Origin of the sequence: Bacteriovorax stolpii, from assembly GCF_002872415.1 — a bacterium.
In the GTDB taxonomy this organism is placed as follows: domain Bacteria; phylum Bdellovibrionota; class Bacteriovoracia; order Bacteriovoracales; family Bacteriovoracaceae; genus Bacteriovorax; species Bacteriovorax stolpii.
Map to the genome: position 1 here is coordinate 1,848,528 of NZ_CP025704.1, position 12,875 is coordinate 1,861,402.

15 protein-coding genes are annotated in these 12,875 nt (G+C 43.2%); 3 read left to right on the forward strand and 12 right to left on the reverse strand.

What is annotated here, in order from left to right; genetic code table 11:
• Positions 1–5: 5 nt before the first annotated feature.
• Positions 6–1,262, reverse strand: a complete 1,257-nt coding sequence (locus tag C0V70_RS09155; protein WP_102243559.1) for an isochorismate synthase — start codon at positions 1,260–1,262, stop codon at positions 6–8.
• Entirely contained in the window at positions 1,262–1,987 is a 726-nt protein-coding gene (gene ubiE, locus C0V70_RS09160; RefSeq protein WP_102243560.1) for a bifunctional demethylmenaquinone methyltransferase/2-methoxy-6-polyprenyl-1,4-benzoquinol methylase UbiE, read from the reverse strand. Before ubiE ends, C0V70_RS09155 begins: the two co-directional genes overlap by 1 nt.
• Positions 1,988–2,129: 142 nt before the next feature.
• On the opposite strand from ubiE, the gene C0V70_RS09165 reads away from it, so the two are divergent.
• Positions 2,130–3,116, forward strand: a complete 987-nt coding sequence (locus C0V70_RS09165) for a polyprenyl synthetase family protein (RefSeq protein WP_102243561.1) — start codon at positions 2,130–2,132, stop codon at positions 3,114–3,116.
• Here the strand turns inward: C0V70_RS09165 and C0V70_RS09170 are convergent, their stop codons facing one another.
• The 10 genes from C0V70_RS09170 to C0V70_RS09215 form a co-directional block, all read right to left on the reverse strand.
• Positions 3,117–4,007 (reverse strand): C1 family peptidase, encoded by an 891-nt coding sequence (locus C0V70_RS09170; RefSeq protein ID WP_102243562.1) that lies wholly within the window; start codon positions 4,005–4,007, stop codon positions 3,117–3,119.
• Positions 4,008–4,105: 98 nt separating this feature from the next.
• Positions 4,106–4,756, reverse strand: a complete 651-nt coding sequence (locus C0V70_RS09175; protein WP_102243563.1) for a hypothetical protein — start codon at positions 4,754–4,756, stop codon at positions 4,106–4,108.
• 52 nt (positions 4,757–4,808) lie between these two features.
• Positions 4,809–5,360 carry a hypothetical protein gene (locus tag C0V70_RS09180; protein WP_102243564.1) on the reverse strand — a complete coding sequence of 184 codons (552 nt, stop codon included), beginning with the start codon at positions 5,358–5,360 and terminating at the stop codon, positions 4,809–4,811.
• A 149-nt stretch (positions 5,361–5,509) separates the two neighbouring features.
• Positions 5,510–7,099 (reverse strand): lysine--tRNA ligase, encoded by a 1,590-nt coding sequence (gene lysS, locus C0V70_RS09185; RefSeq protein WP_102243565.1) that lies wholly within the window; start codon positions 7,097–7,099, stop codon positions 5,510–5,512.
• Positions 7,100–7,132: 33 nt separating this feature from the next.
• On the reverse strand, positions 7,133–7,342 hold the full coding sequence (locus C0V70_RS09190) for a hypothetical protein (RefSeq protein WP_102243566.1): 210 nt from the start codon (positions 7,340–7,342) through the stop codon (positions 7,133–7,135).
• 27 nt (positions 7,343–7,369) lie between these two features.
• Positions 7,370–8,080, reverse strand: coding sequence for an ABC transporter ATP-binding protein (locus tag C0V70_RS09195; protein WP_102243567.1), 711 nt, complete (start codon positions 8,078–8,080; stop codon positions 7,370–7,372).
• Positions 8,077–8,850: an ABC transporter ATP-binding protein gene (locus tag C0V70_RS09200; protein WP_102243568.1), complete on the reverse strand. Its 774-nt coding sequence runs from the start codon at positions 8,848–8,850 to the stop codon at positions 8,077–8,079. The genes C0V70_RS09195 and C0V70_RS09200 overlap by 4 nt, the downstream gene beginning before the upstream one ends.
• Positions 8,850–9,725, reverse strand: a complete 876-nt coding sequence (locus C0V70_RS09205) for a branched-chain amino acid ABC transporter permease (RefSeq protein ID WP_102243569.1) — start codon at positions 9,723–9,725, stop codon at positions 8,850–8,852. Before C0V70_RS09205 ends, C0V70_RS09200 begins: the two co-directional genes overlap by 1 nt.
• A 9-nt stretch (positions 9,726–9,734) precedes the next feature.
• Positions 9,735–10,631: a branched-chain amino acid ABC transporter permease gene (locus C0V70_RS09210; RefSeq protein ID WP_102243570.1), complete on the reverse strand. Its 897-nt coding sequence runs from the start codon at positions 10,629–10,631 to the stop codon at positions 9,735–9,737.
• Between the two features lie 2 nt (positions 10,632–10,633).
• On the reverse strand, positions 10,634–11,764 hold the full coding sequence (locus tag C0V70_RS09215; protein ID WP_102243571.1) for an ABC transporter substrate-binding protein: 1,131 nt from the start codon (positions 11,762–11,764) through the stop codon (positions 10,634–10,636).
• Positions 11,765–12,003: 239 nt separating this feature from the next.
• On the opposite strand from C0V70_RS09215, the gene C0V70_RS09220 reads away from it, so the two are divergent.
• Positions 12,004–12,264, forward strand: coding sequence for a hypothetical protein (locus C0V70_RS09220; protein ID WP_102243572.1), 261 nt, complete (start codon positions 12,004–12,006; stop codon positions 12,262–12,264).
• Positions 12,265–12,325: 61 nt separating this feature from the next.
• The gene (locus C0V70_RS09225; protein ID WP_102243573.1) at positions 12,326–12,862 is read left to right on the forward strand and encodes a hypothetical protein; all 537 of its coding nucleotides are present in this window, start codon (positions 12,326–12,328) and stop codon (positions 12,860–12,862) included.
• Positions 12,863–12,875: the final 13 nt, after the last annotated feature.

Sequence of the window (12,875 nt, forward strand, 5' to 3'; positions counted from 1 at the left end):
CTTTCCTAAATGACACTCTTGTTGATGACCTTGATAAAAGGCTGCATCTTCACTCCTGTTTCAATCCATTCTTCTTCGGCCACTGAGCCCGGAACAATTCCAGCGCCGCCGTAGACAGTAATGGTTTTTTCTTCAATCAAGGCAGAACGAATGCCCACGGCAATTTCTGAAAACTCTTGTGAAAGAACGCCGACAGGAGCGGCGTAGTAGTATCTTGGGTCTTTTTCAATTTCTAAAATTTTATCCTGGGCTTCTTTGTAGGGAAGCCCGCCGACTGCTGGAGTCGGGTGTAGAAGTGAGATGATGTGAAGAGGGCTCGTGTCGTCTTTGAGCACTCCTTTAATCGTCGCCTGACGGTGCTGGATATAAGGCAGCTTCATCGTAAAGAGATCCGAGATATCCAGATTCCACAGCAGAGGAGAGAGTCTTCTGGAGATCTCTTCTGTCACAATCCCATGTTCGCGGATGAGTTTATCTGATCCCCGCAGTTCCTCTTCGAGAATTTTATCGTGAGCTTCATCCCTTCCTCTGGCAATACTGCCAGCAAGAGAGATGGTCTCCAGGTTTTTTCCCTTAAGAGTAAATAATCTCTCGGGAGTAAAAGAGATAAAAGCTTTGTGGTAATGGAATTGGTGGAAGATAGAAAAGTGCGAGCTTTGTTTGTTGGCCTCATAGAGCTCTTTAAACATCACCAGCATTTCAATCGGTTCATCGTAAGTGAAAATTTTTTTTCTTGAGAGCACGATCTTATCGAGTGTTTTTTTTAAAAAGAGACGATCTGCTGCTGAAATCATCTGCGACCATTCATCGCTCTCTGGTTTTTCTTCATACGAAGTCCAGGGTCCGACAAAAGACTCCCAGACATTGTGGTTGAAAATAATGTTGCTTGGGCTAGGGGATTGATACTCAAGCGAGTTGTACACCGTAAGAGTGACGATGCCTTTCATTTTTACAAAACACCACTCCGGCAAATAAACCAAAGCATCCGGCCCTTCTTCAAAAAGTCCCTGATACACCAGGTGTTCTTTAGGATGGGTGGCAATAAAATGGTCAATCTCTGAAGGCCCAAGAAGTTTAGATTTTCCCAACCCAAGAAAAGTGAAGTCCTCTTCTTTGGATTCGTAGAAAAAAATCTCTTCAGTGGCGGCAAAAGGCAACAGGTCGATAAGCGGAAACTCTGGGAATGAAAACAGAGTTTTTTTCTGACTCACTCCCAGGTCGATATTTGTTAGTTCCTTGTCTAAGAAACTATGAGCACTCATTACTTCTTATCACCGATGTAAAGAGTCGCGATTCCAAACGTTAGTGGGATCATTTTCAGATCCTGGAATCCAGCGTTTCTCATAAGTTTTAAGAACTCTTCTCCATAAGGAAAGTCTTCAACACTTTTATTTAAGTATGTATAGGCGTCCTTGTGTTTAGAAACGATGTTCCCGATAAACGGAAGCAGGTGTCTGAAGTAGAAGAAGTAAACGTTTCTTACGATGAAGTTTGTGGGGATTGAAAATTCCATAATCATCACGCGTCCGTCTTTTTTTAGTACGCGGTGAATGTCATGAAGGGATTTTTGTGGGTCAGAGAAGTTTCTGATTCCAAAAGAGATGGTTGTTAAATCAAAAGCAGCATCACCTGAAGGAATGTTGACTCCATCTCCAAGCATTAGGAAGATTTTTTTATCCAGGCCTTTCTTTTTAACTTTTTCAATTCCGATGTCGACCATTCCTTTTGAAAGATCGATACCTGTAATTTTTTTAACTCTTGGGTCGGCCACTAAAGTCAGCGGTACATCTCCCGTTCCTGTCGCCAGGTCCAGAGCATTGATGGAATCTTTTTTTGGCAGATGTTTAAGCATCTTTTTGCGCCAGTAAATATCAATTCCCATCGATAGGGTGTGGTTTAAGAGGTCGTAGGTCCCGGCAATTTCATCAAAAATTTTGTAAGACTCTTTCTTTCTCGCACCAAGTTCTGGATTCGTTTTTGTGTTCATTCTCTCCCCTTATTTAGGTGTCCTTTTTACCTTAAACTTCATGCACATAGCAAGTTTAGGATTTACTTTAATTTAGACATTTGTTAGGCTGTCGCCCACAGGATATAACCTCTCCATTCGCTGGGGAGCTAGAAGGTTTGTAATGATTAACGATTTTCTCGAGGCGCTCCCAAAAGAGGCCCTTGAGGGTTCAAAAAACATGGATTTGCAGATTCGCTCAGTGAATGCTCACGGGGCGATTGACGCTGTTCTATCTCAAACCGTTCTCAGAGGCGGAAAAAGACTTCGCCCGCTTTTAACTTTCCTTATGGCCCATTTGTTTAGAGTGGATTTCAAGACAGTTACCCCATATGCCAGGGCCACTGAGCTGGTTCACGCCGCATCACTTTCTCACGACGACGTTATTGATAATGCGACAATGAGAAGAGGAAGCCCTTCAATAAATATTCTTGCGAGCAATAAAAAAGCTGTTTTAGCTGGGGATTACCTCCTTTCTTCAGTCATTGTTGACCTGACGAATGCCGGGAATCTGGAGCTTGTGCGCGAAATGTCTCTGGTGATTAAAGATCTCTCAGAAGGTGAGTGGCTGCAACTGGATTTAATCGATGAGCGCAACTACACCCGCGAAGTCATCCGCGAAGTCGCTGAGAAAAAAACATCTTCGGTTATGAGTTACTGTTCAGTGGCACCGGCCGTTTTAAGTGGTGCTTCGAAAGAAACAGTTGAACTGTGCCGCGAGTTCGGAAGACGTTTAGGTTTAGCCTTCCAATTAATTGACGACACTCTTGATTACTCAGGAGATTCACTCAAAGATCAGGAGCTGGATTTAAAAAATGGCATCGTCAACGCCGTTGTTTATGAGTTACTTGAAAATAACCCGGAGTTGTTTGCTCGTTTCAAAGCGGGAGAAAACTTAAAAGATGTGGTTGATGGCGTAGCTTTTAAACCATACGTTGAAAAAATCTCTCACGAAGCTCATGCCCACCTGGCAGAGGCCAAAAATATTCTTGATAAACTTGAAGTGATTCTTAAAGAAAAAGCAGAGTACAAAAACAATGCGACTGACTTAAAAGAAAGAATCAATGGTCTTGAGCTAATCATTTCTTTCATGGCGCTAAGACAGCACTAGTTAGCGCTTTTGCAGCCAATTGATCTCATACATATTATTTTTTAGAGTGTCTCTTGGAACCCAGTAGTTTCCACTGGTGCATTTCACCGTCGCGCGCCTTGGGCATCTGTCGCCCCAGCTATTTTTGATTAAGTATTCACATTGACCATTGTCTGGATTTTTTCTTCTGCCAATAATCGTTGAAGAGTGGTTGGCCTCTACTCCCTGGTAATCCGCAGGACTCATAATGAGATCCACATCGTAGGCCACGGCAGCTGGAGATTTCTGAGTTAAAAGCTGGTCCAGTTTATCCATCATCTGTGCTTGAGAGAAGTTCTCAATCGCCCTTGTTCCCACGCCGTATTTGTTTTTAAATTGATGGCGTTCACCGCAAGTGACATCAAGTAAGGCCGCCATTTTTTTATCGCCAGAGAGTTTGTTTAAAATTTTAATGACCTTATTGGAAAGATCTTTAAAAGGTTGTTGATCCCGAAGCCCGTGTTCACAAATAGTCTGCACCAATGTTTTGTCAGGATCAGATAATTCTTCCACCATCGCACTTAGTTTTTCCCAGTCACTACCAGTGTAATTAGTCTGCGATTCGAGGCACAGTCCTTTTCCTTGAAGGGAAACAATAAGAGCTGCTCCGTCGTTTCCTCCAACGTCAGTGTATTTTTTTATCTCTTCATCGCGAATGGCCGGATGATTGTGATACTGCAAGGCCACATCATAGGCAGAAAGGGGAGTCTCTTCAAATGTTGAAAGAAGATCAGCGGCCGTCCATGCAAAACACCAGTTGAGATTGCCCTGATTGTTGTTTTTAGGCATGTATTTTGTCTCCACCATCACATCAGTGCAGTCGAGGGCCATGGCCTTAAAAGTGAATAGAAGAGTAAAGAGAAGCGCTCTCATAGGACGCTTATCGGTTGTTTAGAGGAAGGATTAAAAGAGTCGGACAATAAAAAAGGCCCGGTTTCCCGGGCCTCGTTCGTGCTATAAGTGCTTTGTTTTTATAGTCTACAAGTCTGACGACCTTTGATGTCGCGTGAACAGTAGTTCAGCGCTTTTCTACAAGCTTCACCTCTAACGTCTGATCCGATTGGACCTGTGTGAGAAGCATTGTATGACTGGATAAAAAATCCTGCCGGGTCGTATCTGTTAGCTGAACAAGTTTCAGTTGTTTCACGTGGTGGACGTGGGTATGGATTTCCTCCGCCAATTCCTCTTGTGACACAACGGCGTCCGTTAGCATCACCTCTTTGAAGTTCATACTGACAGAATTGTTCTGATTGTCTGCAAGCTTCCCACTCGCTGTTTCCTGATCCAGAAAAACTTCTAACAGTGTTTCCGTACCAGTCTACCAGGTCAGTTGTACACATGATGACAGATGTTGGTGGAAATGGAGGACGTGGGTTTACAGGTCCATCGTATTTCATTTCACAGTTGGCATCATAGTATCTGCCTTGAGCTCTTCCGTTTGAAAGGGCATTGCTGCAGGCCCAGTTAGCGTCGCTACAAGCAGCGTCTTTAGAGTATGAAGAATAACGAGTGTGTGTCTCGAATTCATACCCGTAACGGTCTTTGATGACGAAAGTACAAGTTTCACCTGCAAAGCTTAGGCTTGCTAGTGAAAGAAGAAATAATCCTAGTAGTGCTTTCATTTTTTTCTCCTGTGTTGTTTGTTGTTATGTTGTCGTTCTCTTTTAACTTTTATTATCTCGGGAAACGTGGCGGTCTTGGTGGTTTTGGGTCCACTGGACGGCTTGGTTCACGTGGGTCACGAGGGTAGCTTGGCTCTCTCGGATCACGTGGATAGTGTGGGTCGCGTGGATCACGAGGGTAGCTTGGCTCTCTCGGGTCGCGCGGATAGTGTGGCTCACGTGGGTAATGAGGATCGCGCGGTGGATTTGGGTAAGTTGGATATGATGGGTAACTTGGATACGATGGATAAGAAGGATAGCTAGGGTATGACGGATACGAAGGATAGCTCGGTGTGCTCGGGTATGATGTCGATGTTGATTTCACCGCACATTGAGCATAACGATAATAGCCCCTTGATTGATAGTCAGAGAGTCTGACTGAACAATCATACATAGCATCGTCACAAGCTGCGTTTGTAGAGTATGACGATCTTGTGAAAGTGTCGTACTCATAAGTGTAGCTTCCAGAATATTCGCGAATCACTGTCGTACAGTAATCAGCGCTTGCAGAAAATGAAATTAGTGATAGTGCCCCAAGCACTAAAGTCTTTAGTGTCCCTTTCATCTTATTTACTCCTCTAAATAAAGATTCCTACGGGGGATTTATCTGAGTATTTGGGATTTTACAAACGACAGTCAGCACAATTATGCAAAAGGGCCGGTTTCCCGGCCCTTTGTAAGTATTTTTTTCACGCTTTTAGCTAATCAGTTTCCTTATGGCACCAGTAATCTTGAGACTCTCTCAAGACCAATCGTTCTGATGAAGCCCGCAAGCTTTGGACCTTTCTCCAGAGAGATAAGTTTCTTATAAAGAAGAGTGAAGACGGCCATTGGCTCTAATTCGTGCGCATGGATCATTTCATACATTTTTTCGTGAAGAGCTTTATCTTCACTGATGTTATTGAATTCTGCTTTTAAATAGCCGTTTAGGTCGTTTAAAAACGCTGTTTCTTTATCTGTTAAATCCATCTTCACTGGCTCTTTGTTCAGTGAGAATTTGAATTCTTCTGGAGCAGAATTTTCGATCCAGTAAGCAGCTCTTTGAGCGCGCTCCTGGAAGCGTCTTTCATCGCGTTCATTTTTGATTTCGTTATTGTAGAAACCGCGAGCGCGTTTGACATCAAGGTCGTTGATTTGAAGCACGTTACAAAGGTGACGGAACGCTGGCTGGAAAGGCATTGTTGCCGGACGCTCGCCAATTTGAGAAAGTTCATAAACTCTCTTTGCCATCGCGACCTTTTTTTCGTTACCTGGCTCAAGATCGTAGGCCATTCTCTCCATTCTATCGAAGTCTTCGTAGTTTTTGATAACGTCTAAGTCAAACGATAGACCGAAGTCGATGTTTGTTTTATAAGACGCAAAAATCCAGCGAACCATCTCCGGCTCATAAACGTCAAGGACGTCATTAACCGTGACCAGGTTTCCTTTAGAAGATGACATCTTTCCGCCCATCCCTTTAATAGAGACGAAGTCGTATTGCAGATACATTGGCGCTTTCCATCCGTAAACGTCAGCAACAATGTCTTTAGCAGTTGTAAATGATCCACCTTGAGACGAGTGGTCTTTTCCACCTGGCTCGAAGTCTACTTTTTCAACAGACCAACGCATCGGCCAGTCCATACGCCATGGAAGTTTTGCTCTCGATGTTGTGTCGAGGTCAATCTCTCCAGTGTGCTTGCAGTCTTCAGCATCACAACGGTACGAAAGCATTTTTACACCGTCGTATTTTGTTGCTGTCGTCTTATCTCTGTTACATTTTTCACAGTACACAGAAACCGGCATCCATGACTCTGGAAGCGGCTCTGATCTCCACTTGTTTAGGATGCCAGCGATGACATCTTTTTTAGCAAGTGTGAGTTTGATTTGGTCTTTGTATCTTCCAGAACGGTATTGATCCGCTTGGTAAATCGGCTCAAGCTCAATTCCCATTTTCTTTAACTGCGCTTCAAACGAAGCTTCATGGTGAGCAGCATATGACTTGTGCTCGCCGAATGGATCTGGAGTATCAACGATTGGTTGGAATAAATATTTTGCCAGCTCCTCTTGTTTTGGAAGGTTTGCTGGAACTTTTCTAAAAGTATCGTAGTCATCCCAAGAGAAAATAAAGCGAACTTTTTTTCCGCGCTTTTTTAATCCACGGGCCACAAGCTCAGTTGTCATTACTTCGCGGAAGTTCCCGAAGTGAACAACACCAGAAGGAGTGATCCCTGATGCTAGTGTGTAAGTTTCTTTGTCTTCCTGGCGGATAAGTTTATCGGCCGTAAGATCTGCCCAGTGAACAGCGTCGTTTAGTGCTTGAGACATAGTCTGTGTCCTTTTTGTCTTTGTATAATTTTTTTAATCAAGTCCAAGGCGAGCTTTTAGATCGTCTTGTGTGAGAGTTCCTTTTTCAACTTCAGTATTCACGATAACCAGAGCGCGCTGGTACGTTGGACGCTCTTCCGCGATACAAAGTGAGAGGTCGATGTGCTTTTGATTTTTAACTTCAGACCACTTAACGGCCTTTCTAAGAAGCGCTACCGCTTCATCCAGAGACATAGTTGTCATGTGATTTATCCTAAAAATTAACGGCCCTTAGCTTCCTAAGTAGGCTTTCTTGATTTCAGGATTAGATAATAATTCACTCGAAGCACCCTGCAAAGTGATTTCGCCATTGGTAAGAACATAAGCGCGGTGAGATATCTTCAGCGCTAAATTGGCATTTTGTTCAACCAACAAAATGGTCATCCCCAGCTGATTAATCTCAGTGATGGCCTTAAAAATAGTTCCCACAAGAATAGGCGCAATTCCGAGTGAAGGCTCGTCTAATAAAAGAAGCTTTGGTTTACTCATGTAAGCACGAGCAATCGCAAGCATTTGCTGTTCTCCACCGGAAAGAGTTTGGGCCAGCTGGTTTCTGCGCTCCAAAAGCTTAGGAAAGAGGTTGTAAACAAAATCTAAATCTTTTTTGATCTCTGCTGTGTCTTTGCGCAAGTAAGCGCCCATATCCAGGTTTTCTTTGATGGAAAGATTGGCAAAAATCTGGCGGCCTTCTGGCGATTGAGCAAGCCCCAAAGCCGTGATGCGATGAGCAGGGACGCGGTCGATTTTTTGTCCGTCAAAAATAATCTCGCCCGATTGCGGTTTTAGGAGTCCAGAAATCGTGTGCAGAGTAGTGGTTTTCCCCGCACCATTGCTTCCTAAAATCGTGACGATTTCGCCTTGATTGATAGAAAGAGAAATATTTTTTACAGCGTGGATATTGCCGTAATACGTATTGATATTTTTTAGCTCTAACATGCTCATACACCCTCCAGGTCTGCACCCAGGTAGGCCTCGATAACTTTTTTATTGTTCTGAATTTCTGCCGGCATTCCACTGGCAATGAGATTCCCGTAATCGAGAACGTGGATTTTTTCAGCAATCTGCATGACGAGATTCATATCGTGCTCAATGAGAATAACAGAAATGTTAAATTGCTCGCGGATAAAGCGGATGAGGTTAGAGAGCTCTTTAGTCTCTGTCGGGTTCATTCCGGCCGCGGGCTCATCTAATAAAAGAAGCTTTGGTTTAGTCGCCAGTGCGCGGGCCATTTCCAGTTTTCTCTGGGCCCCGTAAGGTAAATTTTTGGCCAGGTAATCTTTTTTATCATCGAGATGAAAAAGTTTTAGCAGCTCAATTGAGTCCGCTTCAATTTTCTTTTCTTCTTCACGGTATTTTTTCGTTTTAAAAATCCCGTCAAAGAACGAGTAGTTGATTCTGGTGTGGCGGGCGATCTTGATATTGTCGATCACCGTCAGGTTATTAAAGAGCCTGATGTTTTGAAAAGTTCTGGCAATCCCCAAGTCAGTGATGGCCGAAGCTTTTTTTGCATTGACCAGTTGGCCGTCAAAAGTCACTGAGCCTTCAGTCGGAGTATAGATTCCGGTGATAGTGTTAAAGAGCGTGGTTTTTCCCGCGCCGTTAGGCCCGATGACAGCAACAAGGTCATTGGTTCCAACAGAAAAGGTTACATCTTTAACTGCGGTCAATCCGCCGAATCTCATCGTTACGTTTTTAACATCCAAAAGAGACATTAGGCCGCTCCTTTAGTTAGTTTTCCTCTTTTAAAAGAAAACTCATGTGGCCCAAAGATTCCCTGAGGACGCGTGAGCATCAGGATGATCATTAGTGCAGAGTAAATCGACATTCTCCATGTCGAGATGTCTGAACCGATGAATTTTAGAACTTCTGGAAGAAGTGTCAGGATAACGGCCCCAACGATTGAACCAGTCACTGATCCTTGTCCACCTAAAATCACCATAACTAAAATACAAACACTCCACATAAAGTTGAAGTTGTTTGGGTGAAGGAATTGTTGATCGTGAGCGACTAAACTTCCGGCGATCCCCGCAATGCCGGCGCCGATAATGAAAGAGAAAAGTTTGAAACGAAAAAGGTTAATCCCCATCGTTTCAGCGGCAATCTCATCTTCGCGGATAGAAATAATCGCGCGACCGAAGGCCGATTTTTTTAAGTTCAACATAAAGATAGTGACGACAACTGCGATACCCCAAACCCAAAAACCATTAGTCCATTTAGGAATGTTGGTAAAACCGCGAGGCCCGCCAATGCTTTCTGTGTTCATGATAATAATACGCAGGATTTCACTAAAACCAATAGTGGCGATAGCGAGGTAGTCGCCTTTTAAACGCAGGCATGGCACTCCAATTAAGAGTCCACAAAGGGCAGCGGCCGAAAAACCCACACCCATGCTGATAACCATATTAAGAGCAGGGTGAAGAGGAAGAGCGAAATAAACGCCGTAGACAGCACTGGCATAAGCACCTACGCCCCAGAAACCTGCGTGTCCCAGTGAGAACTGGCCGCAGTAACCGTTGATCAAGTTAAGGCTCAATGTCAGCGTAATGAAAATCCCTACCAGGGTCAAAATCTGTAAGTAATAATCCATTCGTTTTTCCTAAACCTTTTCCTTCACGTTTTTCCCCAGGATTCCCCCAGGTCTAATGATCAGGATGATAATGAGAATAAAAAACGACACTCCATCTCTGAAGCTCGATTTATATAACCCGGCCACCATATTTTCAGCGATACCTAAAATGTATCCGCCTAAGGCGGCGCCAGGAATCACTCCGATCCCGCCGACAACGGCAGCAACGAAGGCCTTAAGACCTAAACTCATTCCCATCATAGGCTCTACAGACATCGTGTAGCCCATGAGGATTCCGGCAAGACCCGCAAGGGTTGCTCCCAGAAAGAAAGTAAATGCGATAATTCTATTGGTGTTAATTCCCATGAGTTCAGCGGCCTTCAAGTTGAAGGAAGTCGCTCTCATGGCCACTCCGATTTTTGTGAAGTGGGTAAGCCACCATAGGAAAGCTAAGATTGAGAGTGTGAGAGCAAAAATAAAAATCTGAATGTTTGAAACACTGATTTCACCGAAGTTGTAAATCACTTCCGTAAAAACCGGAGGAACTGTTTTTGGATCAGCACCAAAAACCAGCTGGCCAGTGTACTGGAAAAAAAGTGAAGCTCCAATCGCAGTGATCAGCGCCGGGATTCTTCCTTCATTTCTAATGGGCCTGTAAATGGCGCGCTCGACGATTAGAGCAACGATTCCCGCTCCAAGCATGGAGGCGATAATCGCTACAGGCATCGGCAGGTTCATCTTTAAAGCGAAGTAACCGCAGAATGCCCCGAGCATTAAAAACTCGCCGTGGGCAAAGTTAACTAAACGGATGATCCCATAAACCATGGTGTAACCCAGGGCCACGATCGCATAGAGCGAGCCCTGGGCAATACCATTGATTAAGTATTGAAGACAATCCCAAAGAAAATAGATTGTATTCTGACTCATTATTATGGGTTCACTCTTGAGTGGAAAACATAACCAGAAGGTGTCGCTTCAAGAACGACAGCAGACTTCGTCGGGTTTCTGTCTTTATCAAATGTGATTGTCCCAGTAATTCCCTGATATCCTTTTGTTGCTACAAGGGCCGCGCGGATATCTGCAGGTTTTGTTGATTTTGCTCTCTTAATAGCATCAGCAACGATTCCAAGTGAGTCGTATCCAAGAGCAGCGAATGATCCTGGTTTTGAACCATAAGCTTTCTCGTAATCTTTTACGAAGTTTTGCACCACTGGAGACTTGTCATCTGGAGCAAAGTGGTTAGAGATGTATGATCCCTTAACTGCTTCACCAGCGATTTCAAAAAGTTTTGGTGAATCCCAACCGTCACCACCAAGGAAAGGAACGTTGATTCCTTGAGCGCGAGCTTGTTTTAGAAGAAGACCAACTTCAACGTAGTATCCTGGAACGAATACGAAGTCTGGGTTAGCTCTTTTTACTTTTCTTAGAAGAGACTGGAAGTCTGTGTCTTTAGCCGCGTAAGTAAGCTCTTCTGTCGAGGCCATTTTTCCACCAAGCTTAGTGAAAGCTTCAGTGAAAGATTTCGCTAGACCTTTAGAGTAGTCAGATGTGTTTTCAACAAGCACAAGACCTTTTGTTTTCTTCAGAGTTTCAACAGCGAATTTCGCCATAACGACACCTTGGAAATCATCAGTGAAACAAGCGCGTGTAATATAGTCACCAACCATCGTTACTTTAGCATTTGTCGCTGTCGGAGTGATGTATGGGATTTTTGCTTCTTGAACGATTGGAGCAGAAGCTAGTGCTAGAGAAGAAGTTGGAGCTCCGATCATCACAGAAACTTTATCAACAGAAAGAAGTTTTCTTGTCGCGTTTGTCGACTCGATAGCTTCAGACTTGTCGTCTTCAATGATCAGGTCGAATTTTTTTCCGCCCGCCATTTTTTTCATTTTTTCGTAAGCTAGTTTAATACCGTTTGCATTTTCCTGGCCGAAAGTAGCAGTTGCACCAGTCATAGGTGAAACAACCCCGATTTTAAGGTCAGCAGCAAAGGCAGAAGTCGTAAGCAGTAGGAACATTGATGTTGCCAACAATCTGTGTGGGCCCGATCTCATTTTCATTAAGCACTCCTTTGTAAAATGAAGTAGATGCATTTTGTCGATTAATTATTTAACAATAAATACGGTAACATACAGGATCATGTTGTAAAGAAATTTACACGACAATTATTTAGATAACGTAACTCATTAAAATGGCTGAGTTTTTTGATAAAGATTAGGAGGGATGCTCACCAGCAATATACTCAATCTATGTTTTAAAAGGTGAGAAGGCCTTTTAACGAAATCGAGGATGGTAGCGAATGATGAATAAAGAGGATTTCAAACAGACCCTGATTAAACAGTACTCCGAGGTCATTGAGGAGATTATTGTTGAGAGTGAATCAGTTTACAGGTCTCAACTGGATTTTAATGAGCTGGACTACAGAGTCAGAAGCTTAATCCAAGCTGCTAGAGTCGACGGCCTTGAAGAGGGCATTATCTGGGATATTTTAGAAAGAAGAGTTCCTGATTACTACAACTTCGCCATGAGAGCGTCTTATGGCACTAAAATCGCTGCTTAATTCCTTAACATTTCAAAATTAATTTCTTATAGTGCCTCCACCATACTTTGGAGGCACTATTATGAAATTTCTAACTCTATTAGCTCTTGCTTTATCATTTAATACTTTTGCTAACACAACGATCGAGAGAACTTTCGATGGTAAAAATGCTGTTTGCCAAATTAAAGGCGACGTAGGCAGACGCGCTTATACAGCGACAATCGAATCAGAAAAACTGGTTGATAACAACCGCGAGCTTTCACTTAGAATCCACCTGTATAAATGTGCTGAAACTGACAAGGGTCTTGCTCTGGTAAAGACAACTCCTTCTGAAGTGACTCACAGTTATGTTCTTCTTCCAAACGGCGAGCTTGGACAGACAAACAATACTGTTATCTGGGCAAAGTTTTTCCTGACTGACAAAAACGAAAAACTTCTTGGTAAATCAGACATCAACTTAAATTCAGACGATGTCGTTTTAACTTATACAATTGATAAAAACATCGATAGCGCCTTTGTCCGCGCTACATTTAAAAACTCAGTAGAGCTTCCAACAGGTGAAGTCCTAAATGATATTTTTGAATACTACGGTGGATTTGTTGTTAAGTTCGCAAAGTAGAAAATAAAAAAAG

Bases quoted from the DNA above. Each gene is read 5' to 3' on its own strand.
- C0V70_RS09205 (WP_102243569.1), bottom strand. From the start codon at position 9,725: ATGGATTATTACTTACAGATTTTGACCCTGGTAGGGATTTTCATTACG.
- C0V70_RS09175 (WP_102243563.1), bottom strand. From the start codon at position 4,756: ATGAAAGCACTACTAGGATTATTTCTTCTTTCACTAGCAAGCCTAAGC.
- C0V70_RS09200 (WP_102243568.1), bottom strand. From the start codon at position 8,850: ATGTCTCTTTTGGATGTTAAAAACGTAACGATGAGATTCGGCGGATTG.
- C0V70_RS09220 (WP_102243572.1), top strand. From the start codon at position 12,004: ATGATGAATAAAGAGGATTTCAAACAGACCCTGATTAAACAGTACTCC.
- C0V70_RS09190 (WP_102243566.1), bottom strand. From the start codon at position 7,342: ATGACAACTATGTCTCTGGATGAAGCGGTAGCGCTTCTTAGAAAGGCC.
- C0V70_RS09170 (WP_102243562.1), bottom strand. From the start codon at position 4,007: ATGAGAGCGCTTCTCTTTACTCTTCTATTCACTTTTAAGGCCATGGCC.
- lysS (WP_102243565.1), bottom strand. From the start codon at position 7,099: ATGTCTCAAGCACTAAACGACGCTGTTCACTGGGCAGATCTTACGGCC.
- ubiE (WP_102243560.1), bottom strand. From the start codon at position 1,987: ATGAACACAAAAACGAATCCAGAACTTGGTGCGAGAAAGAAAGAGTCT.
- C0V70_RS09215 (WP_102243571.1), bottom strand. From the start codon at position 11,764: ATGAAAATGAGATCGGGCCCACACAGATTGTTGGCAACATCAATGTTC.
- C0V70_RS09195 (WP_102243567.1), bottom strand. From the start codon at position 8,080: ATGAGCATGTTAGAGCTAAAAAATATCAATACGTATTACGGCAATATC.
- C0V70_RS09165 (WP_102243561.1), top strand. From the start codon at position 2,130: ATGATTAACGATTTTCTCGAGGCGCTCCCAAAAGAGGCCCTTGAGGGT.
- C0V70_RS09210 (WP_102243570.1), bottom strand. From the start codon at position 10,631: ATGAGTCAGAATACAATCTATTTTCTTTGGGATTGTCTTCAATACTTA.
- C0V70_RS09225 (WP_102243573.1), top strand. From the start codon at position 12,326: ATGAAATTTCTAACTCTATTAGCTCTTGCTTTATCATTTAATACTTTT.
- C0V70_RS09155 (WP_102243559.1), bottom strand. From the start codon at position 1,262: ATGAGTGCTCATAGTTTCTTAGACAAGGAACTAACAAATATCGACCTG.
- C0V70_RS09180 (WP_102243564.1), bottom strand. From the start codon at position 5,360: ATGAAAGGGACACTAAAGACTTTAGTGCTTGGGGCACTATCACTAATT.